Annotated in this window: 19 protein-coding genes; 1 reads left to right on the top strand and 18 read right to left on the bottom strand. The window is 52.1% G+C overall.

Translation table 11 applies throughout. From position 1 onward, the window contains the following. Window positions 1-4: 4 nt before the first annotated feature. The 12 genes from MKZ24_RS17960 to MKZ24_RS17905 form a co-directional block, all read right to left on the bottom strand. Window positions 5-1,126, bottom strand: coding sequence for a PTS transporter subunit EIIC (locus MKZ24_RS17960; protein WP_340785109.1), 1,122 nt, complete (start codon window positions 1,124-1,126; stop codon window positions 5-7). 114 nt (window positions 1,127-1,240) lie between these two features. Then, a complete protein-coding gene (locus MKZ24_RS17955) occupies window positions 1,241-2,797 on the bottom strand; it encodes an ABC-F family ATP-binding cassette domain-containing protein (protein ID WP_042237318.1) in 1,557 nt (518 codons plus the stop codon). Window positions 2,798-2,959: 162 nt separating this feature from the next. Then, a complete protein-coding gene (locus MKZ24_RS17950) occupies window positions 2,960-3,871 on the bottom strand; it encodes an aminoglycoside phosphotransferase family protein (RefSeq protein ID WP_340785106.1) in 912 nt (303 codons plus the stop codon). A gap of 85 nt (window positions 3,872-3,956) precedes the next feature. After that, a complete protein-coding gene (locus tag MKZ24_RS17945) occupies window positions 3,957-4,745 on the bottom strand; it encodes an energy-coupling factor transporter transmembrane component T family protein (protein ID WP_340785103.1) in 789 nt (262 codons plus the stop codon). Continuing rightward, window positions 4,735-5,595: an ATP-binding cassette domain-containing protein gene (locus MKZ24_RS17940; RefSeq protein WP_340785101.1), complete on the bottom strand. Its 861-nt coding sequence runs from the start codon at window positions 5,593-5,595 to the stop codon at window positions 4,735-4,737. Before MKZ24_RS17940 ends, MKZ24_RS17945 begins: the two co-directional genes overlap by 11 nt. Beyond that, window positions 5,580-6,380: an ATP-binding cassette domain-containing protein gene (locus MKZ24_RS17935; RefSeq protein WP_340785099.1), complete on the bottom strand. Its 801-nt coding sequence runs from the start codon at window positions 6,378-6,380 to the stop codon at window positions 5,580-5,582. The genes MKZ24_RS17940 and MKZ24_RS17935 overlap by 16 nt, the downstream gene beginning before the upstream one ends. Then, window positions 6,367-7,209, bottom strand: coding sequence for an SDR family NAD(P)-dependent oxidoreductase (locus MKZ24_RS17930; protein WP_340785097.1), 843 nt, complete (start codon window positions 7,207-7,209; stop codon window positions 6,367-6,369). The genes MKZ24_RS17935 and MKZ24_RS17930 overlap by 14 nt, the downstream gene beginning before the upstream one ends. After that, window positions 7,206-7,559 (bottom strand): MaoC family dehydratase, encoded by a 354-nt coding sequence (locus tag MKZ24_RS17925; RefSeq protein ID WP_042237325.1) that lies wholly within the window; start codon window positions 7,557-7,559, stop codon window positions 7,206-7,208. The genes MKZ24_RS17930 and MKZ24_RS17925 overlap by 4 nt, the downstream gene beginning before the upstream one ends. Continuing rightward, window positions 7,556-7,936 (bottom strand): FAS1-like dehydratase domain-containing protein, encoded by a 381-nt coding sequence (locus tag MKZ24_RS17920; RefSeq protein ID WP_042237327.1) that lies wholly within the window; start codon window positions 7,934-7,936, stop codon window positions 7,556-7,558. The genes MKZ24_RS17925 and MKZ24_RS17920 overlap by 4 nt, the downstream gene beginning before the upstream one ends. Further along, window positions 7,933-9,084 (bottom strand): thiolase family protein, encoded by a 1,152-nt coding sequence (locus tag MKZ24_RS17915; RefSeq protein ID WP_340785093.1) that lies wholly within the window; start codon window positions 9,082-9,084, stop codon window positions 7,933-7,935. Before MKZ24_RS17915 ends, MKZ24_RS17920 begins: the two co-directional genes overlap by 4 nt. Next, window positions 9,081-10,571 (bottom strand): class I adenylate-forming enzyme family protein, encoded by a 1,491-nt coding sequence (locus MKZ24_RS17910; RefSeq protein ID WP_340785091.1) that lies wholly within the window; start codon window positions 10,569-10,571, stop codon window positions 9,081-9,083. Before MKZ24_RS17910 ends, MKZ24_RS17915 begins: the two co-directional genes overlap by 4 nt. Window positions 10,572-10,578: 7 nt before the next feature. Then, window positions 10,579-11,130, bottom strand: a complete 552-nt coding sequence (locus MKZ24_RS17905; RefSeq protein WP_340785089.1) for a biotin transporter BioY — start codon at window positions 11,128-11,130, stop codon at window positions 10,579-10,581. Window positions 11,131-11,350: 220 nt separating this feature from the next. On the opposite strand from MKZ24_RS17905, the gene MKZ24_RS17900 reads away from it, so the two are divergent. Next, window positions 11,351-12,328 (top strand): biotin--[acetyl-CoA-carboxylase] ligase, encoded by a 978-nt coding sequence (locus tag MKZ24_RS17900; protein ID WP_340785087.1) that lies wholly within the window; start codon window positions 11,351-11,353, stop codon window positions 12,326-12,328. A 23-nt stretch (window positions 12,329-12,351) separates the two neighbouring features. Here MKZ24_RS17900 and MKZ24_RS17895 read toward each other — a convergent pair whose 3' ends face one another. From MKZ24_RS17895 to MKZ24_RS17870, 6 genes are all read right to left on the bottom strand, one after another. Continuing rightward, on the bottom strand, window positions 12,352-12,894 hold the full coding sequence (locus MKZ24_RS17895) for a GNAT family N-acetyltransferase (RefSeq protein WP_340785085.1): 543 nt from the start codon (window positions 12,892-12,894) through the stop codon (window positions 12,352-12,354). A 991-nt stretch (window positions 12,895-13,885) separates the two neighbouring features. Continuing rightward, window positions 13,886-14,698 carry an ABC transporter permease gene (locus MKZ24_RS17890; protein ID WP_340785083.1) on the bottom strand — a complete coding sequence of 271 codons (813 nt, stop codon included), beginning with the start codon at window positions 14,696-14,698 and terminating at the stop codon, window positions 13,886-13,888. Then, complete coding sequence (locus tag MKZ24_RS17885) at window positions 14,695-15,726, bottom strand: daunorubicin resistance protein DrrA family ABC transporter ATP-binding protein (RefSeq protein ID WP_042237344.1); 1,032 nt, start codon at window positions 15,724-15,726, stop codon at window positions 14,695-14,697. The genes MKZ24_RS17890 and MKZ24_RS17885 overlap by 4 nt, the downstream gene beginning before the upstream one ends. 181 nt (window positions 15,727-15,907) lie before the next feature. Beyond that, window positions 15,908-16,432 (bottom strand): hypothetical protein, encoded by a 525-nt coding sequence (locus MKZ24_RS17880; RefSeq protein ID WP_340785080.1) that lies wholly within the window; start codon window positions 16,430-16,432, stop codon window positions 15,908-15,910. A gap of 95 nt (window positions 16,433-16,527) precedes the next feature. Beyond that, entirely contained in the window at window positions 16,528-17,370 is an 843-nt protein-coding gene (locus tag MKZ24_RS17875) for a GNAT family N-acetyltransferase (RefSeq protein ID WP_340785078.1), read from the bottom strand. Window positions 17,371-17,576: 206 nt separating this feature from the next. Further along, window positions 17,577-18,458, bottom strand: a complete 882-nt coding sequence (locus MKZ24_RS17870; protein WP_042237349.1) for an AraC family transcriptional regulator — start codon at window positions 18,456-18,458, stop codon at window positions 17,577-17,579. Window positions 18,459-18,839: the final 381 nt, after the last annotated feature.

The following is an 18,839-nucleotide window of genomic DNA, read 5'->3' as shown; positions in this document are numbered from 1 at the left end:
CATTCTACTTGGCGCCCTGATCCACCACAGGTTCTGGCCCCAGCTTCACAAAGAGCGTCGCAATCAGTGCGATAAGAAAACCGGTCGTACAGGCAATAAGAAAACCGCCAAACCCGTCTCCCAGATAAGCAGGCAAAGTCGCCAGACCCGGAAAAGCGAAAGAAATCGCGGACGAGCCGGACAGGCCGACCATTCCGCCCCCGATCGCACCCGCACAGCAGACAATGACCATCGGCTTGCGCAAGGGCAGGTTCACCCCAAACATCGCGGGCTCGGTAACTCCGAACAAGGCTGAAATAGACGCGGACAAACATAAGGTTTTGAACTTCTTGTCCTTGGCTTTGATGAACACGGCGAGCGCTGCTCCTGCCTGCGCGAAGGCGGCTGGTCCCATCAGCGCGAGGATTGTATCCGAGCCATGTACGCTGATATTGTTGATTGCCAGCGGCACCAGACTCCAGTGCAATCCGAAGATAACCATCGGCTGAATAATCGCGCCAAGCACCATTCCCGCCCCGACCGAACTGAGGTCGTATACAGAGCGGTATCCTTCAGCCAGCGCGTCTCCGGCAAGTGAACCAATGGGACCGAACACCAGCAATGTCACGGCGGACACCGTTACAATCGAGATCAACGGTGTGAAGAACTCCCGGATCACCTCAGGCAATATTTTAACGCAGAAGCGTTCTACATACACTAAGAGGCCTACCGCAAGGATGATCGGAATGGCGCTCGACGGATAGTTAACGGGAGTAATACTCATGCCGAGAAAATGTATGATTTCCTGGTTGTCAAACAGCGTGGTCAGGCTCGGGTACACCAGTACTCCGGCAATCACAACGGCAGTAAAGGGGTTGGCCCCGAATTTGCGGGCGGCTGTAAAGGCAAGCAGCAGCGGAAGGTAGTAGAACAGACTGTCCGCCATCGCATTAAGCACCATATATGTGCCTTCCGCTTTACTGATGATCTCCAGCGCAACGGCGCCGGCGAGCAAACCTTTCATAATGCCCGCAGCACTCAGAATATTAACAATGGGAAGAAAGATTCCCGAAATGCCGTCAATGATGACATTGACCACATTCCTTTTGGACTGCTTCACAGCTGTTGACTCATTATGTACTTTCATATGATCCTCCTGCAGCTATACTTGAATTCCGACATAAATGACCCGTAAGAGTGTCACTTTGTTCAAAGCTGTCCTCTTACGGGTCACCGTTAGACCAGCATGATTGCCGGCTCTTTAGAATACTTTTGTCGTCCACGATTCGCAGTTCCAGATATCCGTCACGATATCTCGGTAGAACTCAGGTTCATGGGAAATCAGCAGGATGCTGCCTTTATAAGCTTTGAGCGCACGCTGCAGCTCCTCCTTGGCATCTACATCGAGATGGTTGGTAGGCTCATCCAGTACAAGCAGGTTGCTATCACGATTGATCAGCTTGCACAAACGTACTTTGGCTTTCTCGCCGCCGCTTAAGACCGCAATCTTGCTCTCGATATGCTTGGTCGTCAGGCCGCATTTGGCCAGTGCCGCCCGGATCTCAAATTGGGAGTAGGATGGGAACTCGTTCCAGATCTCTTCAATACAGGTGTTGTAATTCGATTCCTTCATTTCCTGTTCGAAATAGCCGATCTCCAGCAGATCACCGAGTCTGACCGAGCCTGAAATGGCCTGAATCTGACCGAGAATGCTGCGCAGCAGCGTCGTTTTACCGATCCCGTTCGCACCGACGAGAGCTATTTTTTGTCCCCGCTCCATGCTCAGATCAAGAGGTCTGGACAATGGAGAATCGTAGCCGATTACCAGATCCTTGGCTTCAAAAATCACCTTGCCGGAAGTCCGGCCCTGCTTGAAATTAAATTGCGGCTTCGGCTTCTCTTTGGCAATCTCGATGACATCCATCTTATCCAGCTTCTTCTGCCGGGACATCGCCATATTCCGGGTAGCTACGCTGGCCTTGTTCCGGGCCACGAAATCCTTCAGATCCGCGATTTCCTGCTGCTGGCGTTTGAAGGCGGACTCCAGCTGGGACTTCTTCGCCTCGTACACCTGCTGGAAATACTCGTAATCGCCCACGTAACGCGACAGCGACTGATTCTCCATATGGTAGATCAGGTTGATGACGCTGTTCAGGAAAGGAATATCATGCGAAATGAGAATGAACGCATTCTCGTAATCCAGCAGGTAACGCTTCAGCCAGTTGATATGCTGTTCATCGAGATAGTTCGTAGGCTCATCCAGCAGCAGAATATCCGGCTTCTCCAGCAGCAACTTGGCCAGCAGGACCTTGGTCCGTTGACCGCCGCTGAGATCGTTAACGTCTTTGTCCAGACCGATGTCGGTAAGTCCAAGCCCGCGGGCGGTTTCATCGATTTTGGCGTCGATCATATAGAAATCCTGGCTGGTCAGCATGTCCTGAATCGTGCCGACATCCTCCAGCAGCTGCTCCAGCTCCTCCGGGGAGACCTCGCCCATCTTGCCGTACATATCGTTCATCTCTTGTTCCATATCGAACAGATATTGGAAGGCTCCGCGCAGAACATCACGGATGGATTGTCCCTGCTGCAGGACCGCATGCTGGTCCAGATAACCGGCGCGCATACGCTTCGCCCATTCCACCTTGCCTTCGTCCGGCTGCAGCTTGCCGGTAATGATATTCATGAAGGTCGATTTACCTTCACCATTGGCACCGATCAGACCGATATGCTCACCCTTCAGCAGGCGGAAGGATACATCGGTGAATATGGCCCGGTCTCCGAACCCGTGACTAAGCTTTTCTACATTTAATATGCTCATGAAATTAACACCTTTTCCTTTATTCTATATTCTCGTCATATTATAAAGGCTAAAGCGCCACAACTCCAGAAGGTTTGCAAAAAAAGCAGAAAAAACACTAACGCGGGGGTTAGTGTCTGCTTACGCCTTACGCTCTCCTGTGACTTTCGCATAGTTCTTGGCTCAATCCAGGCATTTGGCGAAAAGCTCTGTTAACTGGATGCCTCTGTGCCAATCTGTTCCTCCACCTTCAATCGTCCAGCATGCCTCAAGCACGCCCCGTACCACACCCCACATCGCGATTCTGCGAGGGTCCAAGCCAAGGCGGTCGGCCATAAGCGCAATCCGGCCCCTTAGTACCTGCTCGCGATCACCACCCCGATCCATATAGTTCAGCAGATACTGGATAGTATCAAAATGAATGTCACCGATGATGCCTTTGGGATCAATAACTACCCATTGCTTTTCACCTTGTCGGAGGATGTTGTCATGATGAAGATCTCCATGCAGCAGGAGATTCTCTGTCGTGGTCATAATGAGATATACCAGACACTCTTCGGCATTCTCCACCCAACTCTCAGGCAGTGGCGCTGCAGCGTTCCCATCGTCGAACCGCTCACGGTATCGCTCTATTGCCGCGAAGTACTGCTTCATAGAAGGGTATACACTACCCGTTGGCACAGGAAGATGAAGGCGGTGAAATACTTGGCAAAAGATATCCGTCGCCATCGCATCATCCGTAATCGCCGACAACGGTGTCCCAGGGTCCGCTCCCTCCAGCAGAGCCATCCCCCAATCCTCGTCAGCATCCAGTACACGAATCGCCCCCCGGCCCTCATAGGCACGCAGCACACTAACTTCCCTGGAAAGCTCGTCCTTCAGGAAGGAGGATTTTAGCACTGCCGGCTTCCCGTCACTTAGCTTTGCCCGGAGTACAAAGTTATAGGATAAATTGGAAAAGGGAGTTTCCGGACTAAAGCCGAAGCGGTTAGCGCAGTCGGCAATTAAACTGGGCAGCGCCTCCGACCATGCTTCGCCTTGCATACCGTAGAGTTCATGCATTCTTTTAGTAAAAGTATCCGGGATTGTAAACATGCCGCAATGGCTCCTCTCAGTGAAATCGTTTGATACCACTCTCTGCTGCATAATCTGCAACTGTACTATAGCTCATTTTCCCATACTACAGGTAAAGAAGCAGCAGCACATAAGCAAGCGTGACTCCCCCGGCTATGTAATCCATCGGCGATAATCTCAGCTCTCTATAAAAAGTGCGGCCCTTTCCGGTCCCGTAAGCCCTTGCATCAATCGTCATCGCCAGCTGTTCTGCCCGCTGAACCGTAGACAGGAGTAACGGAACCACTAGCGTCAAATAAGCAAGTATCCGCTTATAGCCCTTGACCGCCATGATCTCATATCCCCTCGCTCTTTGCGCCAGCATAATCCGGTCCAGCTCTTGCACAATTGTAGGGATGAAACGGACGGCAAGCACTAGCATCAGGGCGATAGCCTCTACAGGAACCCCCCAGCGGGATAGAGGCTTGAACAGCTGCTCCAATCCTTTGGCCAGATCCAGCGGTTTGGTCGTCAATGTCAGCAGCGAAGCAAGGGAAACCAGCAATAGTATGCGCCAGATCACGAAGATGCCGTTCTCTATCCCTGCTCCTGTCACCTTAACGGCCGAGCCCGGCCAGAGCGGCGTTCCTGGGGTATGGAAGAGATGGTACACAAAAGTAAAGGATAAGATGAGCACCACCGGTTGTAATCCCCTAAGAAACATCCGCACCGGAACTCTGGACAGCAGCAGCTGACTTCCCGCAAAGACTGTCGCCACAGCATATCCGCCAACATTATGAAGAGAGAGGCAGCAAAACGTGAACGTCAGAACGCTTAACAGCTTCGTCCGGGGGTCAAGCCGGTGGAGCACCGAGCCTGAAGGGATATACTGGCCCAGCAGGATGTTATCCTTCATTCCGAAGCCCTCTTGACTGCCAGACGGTCCGCGCAAGCTGCATAATATCTTCTTCCCTGCAACTCTCCGGCTCAAGCTTCTGTCCGGACAGCGCTTCAAACAAGTGTAAGAGCTGAATAGGCTCCGGCAAAGGCAGTCCGGCTTGCTCCAGCAGCACTGCATGCTTCAGGAACAACTCATCCGCTTCCAAGTGGGCCAATAAGCGTCCCCGCTCGAAGATCATCACCTCGTCCGAATATTCGGCTACCTCCTCGAGCTGATGAGAGATGCATAGCACCGTCCGGTCCTTTGCCCTCTGCCATACCTTAAGCTGCTTCAGCAGCGCTGTCCTGCGTACGGGGTCAAGTCCGGCGGTCGGTTCATCCAGAATCAGCAGCTCCGGCTCCGCAATCAGCACAGAGGCGATGGCGACAAGCCGCTTAAGCCCCCCGCTAAGCTGGAACGGCTTCTCCTGAAGCAGCTCTGCGGGGAGTCCCAGCTGCTCCATAACCGTCTTGATGGCTTTGTCCACCTTCTCTGGAGATTCCCCCTTCATGGCTGGAGCAAAGGCCAGCTCTTTATGAACCGTTGTTTCAAACATCTGCTGCTCCGGATATTGAAACACATAACCGATCTGCGGAATGACCTTCAGCTTTCCTTTACCATCCCTCGGCAGAGGCTGCCGGTTATGCGTATATTCACCTCTATAATAAGGAATCAGCCCTTTAATGACTTTGGCGAAGGTGGACTTTCCAGCCCCGGTATGGCCAATCACCGAAATCCATTTCCCCTCCTGAAGGGTACAGCAGACCGAATGGAGTATATCTTCACCGTCTAACTTTACACTTATGTTATTTAACCCGTAGACCATAAGGCGGAGACCGTCTCCTTCCAGTCCGCGCTTAAGGGGGCATCCAACCCAAGCGCTTGGTGAAGTCTTACCGCAAAAGGCAGTGCCAGCTGGTGTTCCGAAACAGATACATCGCTGAATAAGGCGGACGGTGATCCGTCGAAAGCCATTTCTCCATTGCTTAATAGCAGAACTCGCTCAGATGAAAGTATCTCTTCCATATCATGCGTGATCTGAATGATGGTCTTGCCCTGCCGGTGAAGGGTGTGCATAAGATCCCGAATATCTATTCTCCCCTGCGGGTCCAGCATGGAAGCCGCTTCATCAAAAATCATAATAGAGGGTTCCATCGCCGCAACGGCAGCCACCGCTACCCGCTGCTTCTGACCGCCCGACAATTGATGCGGCATAGCTTCCATATAGTCTTCCATATGAACCGCTTCCAGAGCCTTAGTCGCCCGATGAGCCATTTCATCTCCCGGCACGCGCAGATTCTCCAGTCCGAAGATCACTTCATCCATGACAGAGGTGGTGATGAATTGATCATCAGGATTCTGAAAAACCAGACCGGCCCGCTCCCGGATCTTCCCAAGGTCATCAGGATTCCGTGTATTCAAAAGCCCTAGCCGGACTTGTCCCCCTCTTGGCTGAAGGAGCCCGTTCATTAACTTGGCAAGCGTGGACTTCCCGCTTCCGTTCCCTCCAATAATGGAAATGAATTCGCCCTGGCGGATCTTGAAGCTTAGCTGGCGAAGAATGGGCTTCCCCATCCGGTAATAATACTCGACCTGATCAAAAGCAAGCATCTGCCTCACACTCCCTCCGCCGCTTCCAACATTCAAATTCAAAAAAATCCTCCGGCGCAGCAGTCACTGAAGCCAGCGGCCGTGGTTTCTCCCACGGTGTAATCTGCTGCCCGTTAACGCCGAACACCCTGCCCGTCAGCTCAGGGTCCGGCTGATCCAGAAGCGCACGGACGAACCGGGCCACGTCCTCAGCTTCGCCCAGCTTCCAGGCCTCCGGGAGCGGCTCATTACGCTGTGCATATTTGTCCGTCAGATGTTGAACCACCGGCCGGGTCATATCGGTTAAGGCCGCAGGAGCAACGCCATTGACCCTGATCCGTCTGGACTTCAGCTCATCGGCAAGCGTCCATACCATCCCGAGAAGTCCCGCCTTAGCAGCACTGTAATTGACCTGTCCCGCCGATCCGGCGAGTCCTGCGGTGGAGGTCATCAGCAGAATATCGCCTCCATGCCGGTTCAGATGAGCCAATGCCCGCTGGATGCAGTAGAAAGCCCCGTTCAGATGAACCGCCAGAACACTCTGCCATTCCCGGTCCGTCATGAACTCGCATTTGCGGTCATGAAGGATGCCCGCGTTATGAATAACAATATCCAAAGCCCCCATCTTGCTGCTCACTTCATCCATCATTGCCGTAACGGCAGCGGGATCGGCGACATTGGCACAGAATCCCTCCGCTGAGCCGCCTGCCCGCCGGATGTCCTCAACGACTTGCTTAATACTCCCGGCATGTAAACCATTTACGGCTACTTTATAACCGCAGCGGCCCAGCTCAATAGCTATACTGCGCCCAATCCCCCGGGCTGCCCCGGTAACCAATACCGTCTTCATGTATCCGCGATCCCCTCTGCAACGCTAAAAGAGCCTTTGGCGATGATATCTTCATGGTCCGATATCACCGTTACCTGAATCTGATCCTGATTACAACTGTGATACCGGAAGTCTACGCATGTGCCTTGGACACACGGTTTTTCAAATCTCATCGTAAAAGCTTGTATCCACTGAGAACGGTGTTCTTTCATATATAGAGACTGCGCCAGCCCCATGATGTACATTCCATGGGCTATGGGGGCCTCATAACCCGCTGTCTTTGCGGCTTCGGCATCCAAATGAATAGCTGCCTCATCCCCGGTCACAGAGGCATATTGCCGGATGGCTGGCTCAGAGATCCTGATTCTCATATCATTTCTCCTCTCCCGATCAAGACCGTTTCAGCTTCAGCAATGAGGCTGCCCCGGTGATAGCAGACCAGTGAAAGGGTATATAGCGTCAGCAGGCCGCCTCTGCCGTTTTTGTGCTCCACGGCCAGCAAGGATAGCTCACAAGCCAGATTCATACCCGCCAGCAGCGGTGCATGACAGGTTAACTGCTGCGTTCCGTGAATCATTGTTCCCTTCCCGTGGAGCCAGGGGACATCCTCTATACTCCAGAACGTTACCGGCATGGTGGAAGGAGCAATCACTGCTCCTTTTATTCGCTGTACGGGCGAAGCTATGCTGTCAGCATATTGCAGAATATTGTCCGCCATGAGCTGAACCTGAAAGCAGATCCGGTTCATAGGACCGCCTCTACCAGAACAGCCAGCCCCATTCCGCCGCCAATGCCAAGCGTAGCCAGCCCCCGTCTGTAAGGGGTCTGCAGCATCTCCGAATATAGACGCGTCATCAGGATCGCACCGGAGGCTCCGTAAGGATGGCCCAGAGCCAATGCACCGCCGCCGGGATTGACCTTACCCGGAGGAAGCTGAAGCTCCTGCAAGGAGGCCAGTACCTGGGCGGCAAAAGCTTCATTAAATTCAACGATATCCAGATCGCCGACTGCCAGCCGCTGGCGGCCCAGCAGTTTCCGGACCGCCGGGACCGGTCCGATCCCCGGATACCGGGGGTCCACCCCGGCAGCCTGCGAGTCTACAAAACGGAGGATGGGCTTTAGGTTAAGCCGTTTGCATTTTTCACGCGACATCATGAGCACCAGAGCGGCGCCATCATTAACGGGGCAGGCATTCCCGGCAGTCACGGTGCCATTCGCCGTAAAAACCGGCGGCAGGCTGCCCAGCTTCCCCAGGCTTGTATCCGGCCTTGGACATTCATCCTCTGTAATCCGGAATCCGTTAGCTTGAAGCGGTACAAGCTCCGGTGCATATCTGCCTGTACGCTTGGCGCGGACTGCCTTTTGGTGGCTCTCAAGCGCATACAGATCCTGCGCCTCCCGGGTAATCCCGTATTTGGACGCTACATGCTCTGCAGCAAGCCCCATATCAGGATCTCCGTAAGCAACGGGCGTGAACGGCGCGCGTGTGTACAGGGTTGGCGTGCCGCTCAGCGTGTGCGGTCTGAACATTTTCCAGGGTGCCCGGCTTGCACTTTCGACTCCGCCTGCCAGGAATATCTCTCCGGCACCGCTCTGAATGAGGCGTGCTGCCATGATGATGGCTTCAAGCCCTGAGCCGCATTGGCGGTCGACCGTGACTCCCGGAACTGTGACCGGCAGCCCTGCTTCAAGCACAGACTTGCGGGCAATATTCCCGCCCGGACCCACTACATTGCCTATGATGACATCATCAATCCATTCCGGCGGCAGCTGTGCTTCGGTAACGAGGAGGCGGATCAGTGGGGCAAGCAGCTGCTCCGGTTCAAGCAGGCTTAACTGCCCGCCGATTTTCCCGACAGGTGTACGCCTGGCCATGACAAGAACGGCCTCATTCATAGCCTCCCTCCGCTCACATCGTCCTTCATCCGCTGCCGTGCTATTTTTCCGCTGCTGGTATATATGAATCGGCCGACAGTAATGAACTGCTGGGGTACCTTATAGCCTGCAAGATATAGGCGACAGTAATCCCTGAGCTGATCCGGACTAAGACGCAGTTCCCCGTTCCACTCAATCAGTGCCGTTACCTGCTCTCCCCACCGATCATCCGGCAACCCGAATACCATCGCATCGCGGATCGCCGGATGACGAAGCAGCACAGCCTCCACTTCTTCGGGGAAGACCTTAAGTCCCCCGCTTTTGATCATGTTGCCGGCGCGGCCAGCCAAATGCAATTGCCTGTCCTGATCAAGGAGCACGTAATCCCCCGTTCGCAGCCAGCCCTCGCGAAACACATTTGCCGTCTCTTCAGGCAGCAGATGATATCCGGTGAACATCATTTCGCTCCGGATATACAGCTCACCAATCGTACCCGGAGGAAGCTCGCGAAACTGCCCGTCGCGGATGGAAATCTGCACGCCGCCGAACAGCTTGCCTAAGGAATCCGGCTCCTCCTCCCCGGTTATCTCCAGATAGCTGATGTAGCTGGCCTCGGAGGACCCGTAATATTCATAGAGCTTCGTCCCTTGGAATAGCTCGCGGCAGCTTTGTTTGGAGGTCCCCGGCCACTTGCCGCCGGAGCTGATTAAGGCCTGCATGGATATCCGCGCGGGGGTTACAGCAGCCAGCCGGACCAATGCGTCAATCATCGCAGGCACAACGAACAGAGTCATATCCTGTTCACGGGAGCAGAGCTTAAGGACGACCGCAGCATCGAATTCCGGGAGCAGATGAAAGGTTGCCATACTATACAGGGACTGCATCAAGGCGAACAGCGACAGGGAGTGCACGAACGGCCCAGGCGCAAGTACATGCTTCATACTGTTCAGCTGGAATGCCTTCTCTGTCGCCTCAAGGCTTCTTAACCAGGACAGATGCGTCCGCATGTACCCTTTAGGCAGACCGGTGGTGCCTGACGTATATCCGATGAACAGGAGTTCGGGGTTCTCCGCTGCTGCGGCATCCGGCTCGAAGCCAGCCAGCCACGGGCCATAGCTCCGGTCTGTCTGCTTCCCGCCGAAGTACACCTGCGGAATTTCTGCATAACGTTCTGCGAAATCAGCTGCGTGGTGCTCTTCACAAGCGATGAGCCCGGGCTCACACTGCCGGATAACCTTATTCAGTTCTTCAGGAGGCCATTTGGGGTCCAGCAGCACGGGAACACATCCCGCATAAATGGCACCAAGAACAAACTCGGCGAACTCCATACGGTTTCCGGACAGGATGGCGATGTTCCGCTCCCTGTATCTGCCATGCTTCAAACCGGTTGAAACCTGTTGCACCCGCTTCATAAGCTGGGCGTATGTACGATCTTCCCGCCCGTCCGAGATCGCGGTACGGGAAGGGCAGGCCTGGCCGCGTTCCAGAATGTGCTGTACCAGATTCATGGATTCCTCACACCTCCGCTTGTTCTTCAATCGGGCTGACGGCTTTCAGCTGCATCGTGATGACGGCTGCAAGTACAGCCTTGATGATGTCACCCGGAAGGAAGGCCGTCGCGCCGATAAGTCCGGCCCAGACCGGCGTATCCGTCAGCAGAGCCATAACAGGTGCGCCTATCAGATTCACCAGCAGTACACCAAAGATCAGGTTGATGGCTAACAGCTTCCACATGCTGACCTTCGGCCAGATTTTCTCGGAACACCAGCCAATGACGGCTGCTGCAAGCGGCCAGCTGAATATGTATCCTGCAGACGGTCCAACCAGCACCGTCAGCCCGCCGCGTCCGCCGGTCAGCACTGGCAACCCTAGGGCAATGAGGATAATAAAAATAACTAGGCTGAGGGTACCTATCCGGCTACCCAGAAAACAGCCGGCAAGCATGACGCCAAGCGTCTGGGCAGTGACCGGAACAGGAATGAAGCCAAGGGGCAAAGGCGGAATCATGCCGAGCACCGCGATGAGTGCTGCGAATAATGCGGCATACACAAGTTCTTTCGTCTTCAAGCTATTGACCTCCAGGTGGATGAAATATAGGTTGTACTGGTTAATGAATACAGCCAATACGCTGAATTATAATGGAGACTCATTCTATTGTAAACCTATTATATTTTTTAGGTTCACAATGGAGCGAAATAACACCTTAGTTTTCCTATTGTTATACAAGCATGTTAATATAAATCGATGAGGTTTGATCGGAACGTTATATTTCTGGAGGGTTATTCCCATGACAGTGAAAGAACAAATTCTATCCTTGCTGGGTAGCAACAAAGGCGGTTATATATCGGGCGAGGAGATTGCAGGGCAGTTATCCGTAACACGCAGCGCAGTCTGGAAAGCCATCAAATCGCTGCAGACGGAGGGTTATTCCATACAGGCTGTAACCAATAAGGGATATTCTTTATCCCCATTAACGGATATCTTGTCCGCGGGGGCCATTTCGAAATACCTGAATCCGCAAGGTCAGAAGCTGCGCCTTGAAGTTTACAAGACAATCCCGTCAACGAACGAAGCTGCGAAAATCCTGGCTGCAAATGGAGAGGCGGAAGGGAAAGTCATTCTCTCCGAGGAGCAGACTGCCGGGCGCGGGAGAAATGGCCGGCCTTTCTTTTCACCGCCTGGAACGGGCATCTATATGAGCATCCTGCTGCGCCCCAAGCTATCCGCTGCAGAAGCCACTCTTCTGACGACCTCAGCTGCCGTCGCTGTTGCCCTTGCCATCGAGACCGTATCCGGTAAAGACACGCAGATTAAGTGGGTCAATGACGTATTCATGGACGGCAAAAAGGTGAGCGGAATTCTCACCGAAGCTTCCGTGTCCCTGGAGAACGGCAGGCTGGATTATGCGGTTCTCGGCATTGGCATCAATGTAGCCCTACCGGCGGGCGGCTTTCCTGACGGGCTTGGCGGGATTGCAACATCTGTATTTGCAAAGAGCAATCATTATGATGATCTCCGCTGCCGGCTCGTGGCTGAAGTGCTAAACCATTTCATGGAATTCTACGAGCATTTAACGGACAGACGGTTTCTCTCCGAATATAGACAACGAATCCTTTCCCTTGGTAAGCTTGTGACAGTGGTGAAGGATAACAAACAACGCGGGGCGACAGCCATTGACATTGATAACGACTGCCGTCTGAGAGTCAGATATGAGAATGGTGACGAGGAGTATCTGTCAAGCGGAGAAGTCAGCATTACCATCTAGGTCACGACTGTAACCACACGTTATCATGAACCTTCGACTACTCTTGCTCTCCACTCCGCTTCCGTTAGCTCATAATCGATGCAGGTTTGCCATTCTCCAAGCTGATCGGTCCATGCATGATTACGCACCGCAATTTTCCGGAAGCCGAGTTTCTCATAGACATGCTGTGCTCTGGTGTTCTTAAGGTTGGTATCAAGAATGATCTTATGATATCCCAGCACCTCAAATAAATAACTGATCAGCATCATCAAAAACCGGGTTCCGGCCCCTTGATTCTGCGCTCTGAAATCACAGATTTTGATGCCAATCTCCGCTACACGCTCTGCAGCCGCACTGTAACTCATCTCTCCCACAGGAATACCATCGATCTCCAGTATCAGACGCCCTTTCCGTTCAGGGGCTGAACCGGTCTGCAGTTTGGCTAGCACCTCATGTTCAGTAGTGCCTATTCCATTAGGATACCCGGCATGTGCCATTACCTCCCCGTCGTTCCACCAGCTGCATAACAGCTGTGCATCGGCTGCAGTTGCACGCCGAATGACAAGGTTCTCTTCTTGCAGATACATATCGTGTGAACCTCCATCTCTTCCTTCGGTCTAAATGATCTCAGGTTCATCTTATCATGCAAGGATTTCCAGATTAATGGATAGTTTCGTTATACATAAACTGTACAGGGTTATCGTTCATGCTCACATTAATAGAGCCAGCTAACCCATTCCTTGAATACAAGGAAATGCAGTACTAACACGGACAGATTAAGCAGCAGTCCAAGTATAGCCCATTTATTTCTCGAAATAATCCCCAGCACACTGATGCAAATGGCGAACAGCAGGAAGAAGTATGCCAGATAGATTAAGACATCTGCGTGAAGCGCTAAGACCTGCGAACCTGAATTATTTAACCAGATTTCGTCGCCTTATGCCACTCTTAAGCGGTGTCTCACTTTTCATCCTCCGTCTGCTTTCTGACGGCTTCCCGCGAGTCATGAGGAGTATGAATGATCTCCTTTCTATTGTGTTCGGTTTTCCGCATACATTTGGCCGATGGCCTTCGCGCCAGCACATTGTGTTCGGTTTTTCGCATACATTAGGCCCGATGACCTTCGCTCCAGCACATTGTGTTCGGTTTTTCGCATACATTTGACCCGGTGGCCTTCACAGCCGCACACTGTGTTCGGTTTTTCGCATACATTCTATGCTCCCCATTTACTTTTTCGGCCTGCTTCCGGTGAAATCAGGGTGCGCTCCTCCTCATGGCTATCCATCAGCCACCCTCCGCACAATCCCAGGGAGGATTCCTTGGATTTCACCCTGTAGCTGACCTCCTGCGGCTTCCAAACGGTTGCTCTTCCTTCCGGAATGCGGCCGATTTCGGCCGCCTCAGGGGAGTTGTTTCTTTGATCGATCCACATCATCCTACGGATGATTCAAGCAACCCTTATCCCCATCTTTATACACTCCTTATCCACAACAGACGAAATCCATAATTTCCTAAACGATAAAAAAACGCTAACCTGATGTATTCCTACACCTGTTAGCATCTTTTTGTCAAGCCTGCTTACGTCCGGCGCATATATGCGCGCACCGTAATAGGAGCGAAAATGGCAACAATCACAGCGGCGCCGATGAGGGAGAAGACCAGATCGCTGCCAACTGTGCCGTGATTAATCAGATCACGGACTGCAGTGACCAGATGTGAAATCGGGTTAACATTTACGAACCACTGAAGCCAGCTCGGCATAGTGTCCACCGGCACGAATGCATTCGAGAGGAAGGTGAGCGGGAACAGCACGATCATCGAGATCCCCTGCACACTGGAGGCTGTGCGGGCAATCACGCCGAAGAAGGCAAAGATCCAGCTGATCGCCCATGAGCATCCGATGACGAGAAGCGCTGCGAGCGCAACATTCCCTAGGCCGCCTTCAGGCCGCAAGCCCATAATATAACCCATGACGAATGTAAGCACCGTTGCAATGGTATAACGGATGGTATCCGCGAGCAGCGCTCCCGCCAGAGGAGCAATCCGCGCGATCGGCAGTGATTTGAACCGGTCAAACACCCCCTTTTCCATATCCTCCCGCAGCTGGACACCGGTAACGACAGAGGTCGTAATTACAGTCTGCACTAAGATCCCGGGGATGATGACCGGCAAATAACTTGCCACATCACCCGCAATTGCTCCGCCGAAGATATAAGTGAACATCAAGGTGAAAATGATCGGCTGGAACGTTACGTCAAACAATTGTTCCGGTGTGCGCCGGATTTTGAGCAGCCCTCTATAGGCCATTGTTAGTGAATTGCGCACGGCCTGGCCGATGCCCGTATGATTCTTCAATTTCCGTTCGACCCCGGGTTTGATTAAAGTACTCATGCCAGTACACTCTCCTTATTCTTCGCTGAATCAGAGGCAAGCCCGGCCTCTTCCTTCACGCCATGGCCGGTCAGGGTCAGGAACACCTCGTCCAGTGTCGGCTTCTGCACGCTCATCTCAAGCAGCGGGATACCTGCCTCGCGGAGGGCAAGCAGCAGGTCGGTCACCCGGTCCACGTTGCCCATCGGAGCCATGATTTTGGCGGCTTCTGCCGATATATTGGACCGCACCTCCAGTACCTGCTCGATAATCCGGCGGGCATTCCCCAGATCCTGCGGGTTCACTACCTTCAGATGCAGCGATGAATTGCCGACAGAGCCCTTCAATTCATCCACGGTGCCTTCAGCGACCACTTTGCCGGTGTCAATCACCGCAATCCGGTCAGCAAGCTGATCTGCCTCTTCCAGATACTGCGTGGTTAACAAGACGGTTGACCCAGTATTCACGAGCCGCCGGATCGTATCCCACATCTGATTGCGTGTACGCGGATCAAGGCCGGTGGTCGGCTCATCCAGGAAAATGAGCGGCGGCTGCGCAATGAGACTTGCTGCCAGATCCAGCCGCCGGCGCATTCCGCCGGAGAAATTTTTCAAAGGACGCTTGGCTGCTTCAGTCAAACCGAATTCCTCCAGCAGCTCTTCCGCCTTGTTCCGCGACTCGCTGCGTCCCAGTCCGAGCAATCTGGAGAAGATAACCAGATTCTCTGTAGCGCTGAGTGACTCATCCACCGATGCATATTGGCCCGTTACCCCGATTAACTGACGCACGATCTGCGGTTCTTTTGCCACATCATGTCCGAAGATACGCGCCGAACCTGCGTCAGGCCGCAATAAGGTGGCCAGCATGCGGATTACTGTTGTCTTCCCCGCCCCGTTTGGACCCAGCACCCCGTAGATCATTCCTGTGCCTACCTTGAGATCCACACCATCAACTGCACGGTTGCTGCCGTACGTTTTGACCAGCCCCTGCGCCTCGATGGCATAGCTGCTCTTGTGCCGCGCTGTTTGCGTTTGTTGTACTTGACTCATTCTTTACTCCTCCTAGACAACTGAATGTAATAGGATGGTAACCGACTTTTTTAAACTGAATATAAACTTATCATTCATCCGCCAGTTTGCTTTTCCCAAGTTCTATTAAAACAAAAATCCGATCCCATGGGATCGGACTGGAGAAGTACGCTTGCAGACGTATGCCGTTTAATCCGTATTTTTAATCATAGCCGCCTTTAGCTTCGGGCAATTCTTTGTACGCATCCTTACCGGCTACGATGTCCTCTATGAAGGTCCGCAGCTCCAACAGCTGCCTGGAATCGTCCGTGAGTTCACAATTTTCATCAGACCAAGTTAAATTCCGGGTGACTCCGTCTACAGTGACTTGCCAGCTGTCCTCCTGATAAGGGGTTGTAGCACAATTATGACTGGCAGGCACCAGTTCCAGGCTCCCCATGATGTTGATTTCTCTCATTTGGTCATAGATGCTGCGCATTTCATCTCCGGTCAAAGTAATATTCGCCGTAGCTGTCCCGTTCACAATCAGATCTTTTGCCACGGTATCACTGTAGGTATTAATCTCATTTTTGGTGACTTCACCATAGCCGTATCGAACGAGAAAATCGAAATCCACGGGCATTTCTTCCGGCATTTCCTGCTGCTCTGGTGCTGGCTCTACTTCATTATTCATGTTACAGCCCGCTATAAGCAGCACTGCCAGCAGGAATAAGCGTACTCGTTGCACATTGCTCACCTCCACATAGAAACCTTTACAGAATCATTAGAACTGAATCATACATGGTTGTTCAACGGGACGATTGCCAATTAGTGCAGAACAGGTTATGTAGTATAGTTATAGCTGGCTAAATACTTCGCGACGACTTCCTTATTCTCATGCCACCATAGAATGGGGATTTCGCCCACTTTCGCCAAACCTAACTTAACGGCCAGATGGTTAGATGCATGATTGCCAGAGTCACAATCCCAATATGTTGTTAAGTTCCGCATGCGGCCAAGCTCTATGAACTCCTGACACAGTCTAAACGCCAAACCTTGATTCCGGTAATCCTGATGTGTAATGATGTCCGGTTCGATATACCCTCCGCCGAGATAAAAGGTGTTACAAACGCTTACAAAACCAGCTTCATTCGAATAGCTGAAACCGTAAGCCTTCTCAAGATAGGTCTCTGCGGAATCCCACAGCAAGCGGTAGGAATCATCCATCTCCTGAATATACCGCTCAAAAAGCTGCTCATCCATTCGTGTCAGCACGAATTCCCCAGCTTGTTCCTGGGATGCCCCAGAGTCTGCTGCATTGTCACTCATGATGTAATGAGTTCTGCTCAGCTCTACTGTATTATCTTTCAGCGGACCTTTAACCACCGTCAGCCAGTGTCGGGACGACAAATACAGGTCATAATAATTCGCATGATTGGCCGGATCGGCTAAGAAATCTAACAAGCTGCGATTGAACAGTTGATCGTCTTCTTCACCGAACAGATAATACTTCCCCCCGCGGCTGGTGACGATTCCGGCAGTCGGATGGTCTATATTATTCACAAATATTTTACCAGGCTGGTTAAGATCTATAACGCCTCCGACAAATACAAACTTAAATTCACCGTCTTTATGTTTCAGGAGATGCCTGATTCTGCTGTAATCACTCGTCAGTAATTCTATCATTGTTATCCTTCCTCTCAGCAAATGTCCTGGTTATGTATAACTGTAGTTCTCTTAGCAATAAGGGCTGCCGGCCACAGATTTCTGTATACCGCCAGCCCAGCTTATTAAGGTTACCGCCAATTCTTCACTTCTACCCATGCTGCATCCGTTCCGGACACGATTCATTTTGACAGGTAAATCTGCCCATTACAAGAATATCGGGGCATTTAAGGACGTTTCGCTTCCTGCACAGGTATCCATATTTCACTTCTGTACGCTGGCGAGGTTGTATCCTTGCTCTCATTCCATAGGATTTCCGGCCCTTCGACCTGCTCGTAATTGGAAGAAGGGAACCATTCGGAATAAATCCGGCCCCAGATATTCTGGAGCGTATCCGGAAACGGCCCCACTGCTTCAAATACAGCCCATGTAGACGCAGGGACTTCAAGTCTCGCATAGGATAGAGGGCAGTCCAGCGTGGTAGCTACACCAATATAATGATCGAGCTCCCCCCGTTCCGCCATCCGCCCTTCGGAGAAATTCACCGATGCGCTGATCATCCCCGCAGGAACGATGTTGGACAGCTGCTTCAGTTCTGTAATGATCTCCATATTGAGACTCTGCCACATTGCCGCGATTTCCGGATTCACTCCGTTGAACTGAATAGGCACCCTTTTCTTCAGTCCGACGATGCTAAAAGCCGCTTTCTCTTCCATACGATAATTCATTTCACTGCCTCCTCTGATCGTTAATTGAAAAGTCATCCGAGGAAAGGCCTTCAGCGGTGTCCCTGCACTTCTTGCTTCCGACGGCGTCACGCCGTGAACCAGCTGGAAAGCCTTGGTGAAGGCATCTGGTGAACTATAACCAAATTCCAGGGCCAGATCAATAATCCGCTGCTGGCTGCCCTGTAGTTTGAATGCGGCCAGTGTGAGACGTCTGCGGCGGATATATTCCGACAGCGGAATACCTGCCAGGAAGGAGAACATCCGCGTGAAATGATACTCCGAGCATAACGCCCGCCTCGCTGCCTCCCTGACATCCACCTCACCCTCCAGATTCTCTTCAATATAGAAGAGTGCTGCGTTCATATTTTCGAGCAGGTTCATCGTTTATCACCCTTTCCTCACAATCAGATTAACATCTATACAGAGAGCGGTTCCGACAGTTCCTGCACCAGATTGACGGGTACTCCCCCAGGACGCTGCAATAATTCTGCCGTGATATATAGTTGAATTTGAAGACAATCCGATCATTGACGTTTTACCATAATAGATCTCTTTCAATAAAGTGTTTCCTAGTATATATCGGTCAGTCCCTTTATTCTCAGTCCCTACTTTTGATGAATAAACATTAAGAACATAACACTCTATTTCATTCCTTGTAAAAATCTATACTAAGCTATATAAATTTATTTATTTATTGGATGGAAAACGGGCATTTATAATTGTACTTATGGAGGCTTTAACTACAAGTGCTTTATATTTAGA

Origin of the sequence: Paenibacillus sp. FSL R7-0297, assembly GCF_038009025.1 — a bacterium.
Taxonomy (GTDB): domain Bacteria; phylum Bacillota; class Bacilli; order Paenibacillales; family Paenibacillaceae; genus Paenibacillus_AQ.
The sequence above is the reverse complement of the archived record's forward strand: the minus strand, read 5'-3'. Positions and strand labels throughout refer to the sequence as shown.

What these genes read in the sequence shown, in the direction of transcription:
- MKZ24_RS17960 (WP_340785109.1), bottom strand. Translation starts at nt 1,126, where the DNA reads ATGAAAGTACATAATGAGTCAACAGCTGTGAAGCAGTCCAAAAGGAAT.
- MKZ24_RS17955 (WP_042237318.1), bottom strand. Translation starts at nt 2,797, where the DNA reads ATGAGCATATTAAATGTAGAAAAGCTTAGTCACGGGTTCGGAGACCGG.
- MKZ24_RS17950 (WP_340785106.1), bottom strand. Translation starts at nt 3,871, where the DNA reads ATGTTTACAATCCCGGATACTTTTACTAAAAGAATGCATGAACTCTAC.
- MKZ24_RS17945 (WP_340785103.1), bottom strand. Translation starts at nt 4,745, where the DNA reads ATGAAGGATAACATCCTGCTGGGCCAGTATATCCCTTCAGGCTCGGTG.
- MKZ24_RS17940 (WP_340785101.1), bottom strand. Translation starts at nt 5,595, where the DNA reads ATGGTCTACGGGTTAAATAACATAAGTGTAAAGTTAGACGGTGAAGAT.
- MKZ24_RS17935 (WP_340785099.1), bottom strand. Translation starts at nt 6,380, where the DNA reads ATGCTTGCTTTTGATCAGGTCGAGTATTATTACCGGATGGGGAAGCCC.
- MKZ24_RS17930 (WP_340785097.1), bottom strand. Translation starts at nt 7,209, where the DNA reads ATGAAGACGGTATTGGTTACCGGGGCAGCCCGGGGGATTGGGCGCAGT.
- MKZ24_RS17925 (WP_042237325.1), bottom strand. Translation starts at nt 7,559, where the DNA reads ATGAGAATCAGGATCTCTGAGCCAGCCATCCGGCAATATGCCTCTGTG.
- MKZ24_RS17920 (WP_042237327.1), bottom strand. Translation starts at nt 7,936, where the DNA reads ATGAACCGGATCTGCTTTCAGGTTCAGCTCATGGCGGACAATATTCTG.
- MKZ24_RS17915 (WP_340785093.1), bottom strand. Translation starts at nt 9,084, where the DNA reads ATGAATGAGGCCGTTCTTGTCATGGCCAGGCGTACACCTGTCGGGAAA.
- MKZ24_RS17910 (WP_340785091.1), bottom strand. Translation starts at nt 10,571, where the DNA reads ATGAATCTGGTACAGCACATTCTGGAACGCGGCCAGGCCTGCCCTTCC.
- MKZ24_RS17900 (WP_340785087.1), top strand. Translation starts at nt 11,351, where the DNA reads ATGACAGTGAAAGAACAAATTCTATCCTTGCTGGGTAGCAACAAAGGC.
- MKZ24_RS17895 (WP_340785085.1), bottom strand. Translation starts at nt 12,894, where the DNA reads ATGTATCTGCAAGAAGAGAACCTTGTCATTCGGCGTGCAACTGCAGCC.
- MKZ24_RS17890 (WP_340785083.1), bottom strand. Translation starts at nt 14,698, where the DNA reads ATGAGTACTTTAATCAAACCCGGGGTCGAACGGAAATTGAAGAATCAT.
- MKZ24_RS17885 (WP_042237344.1), bottom strand. Translation starts at nt 15,726, where the DNA reads ATGAGTCAAGTACAACAAACGCAAACAGCGCGGCACAAGAGCAGCTAT.
- MKZ24_RS17875 (WP_340785078.1), bottom strand. Translation starts at nt 17,370, where the DNA reads ATGATAGAATTACTGACGAGTGATTACAGCAGAATCAGGCATCTCCTG.
- MKZ24_RS17870 (WP_042237349.1), bottom strand. Translation starts at nt 18,458, where the DNA reads ATGAACCTGCTCGAAAATATGAACGCAGCACTCTTCTATATTGAAGAG.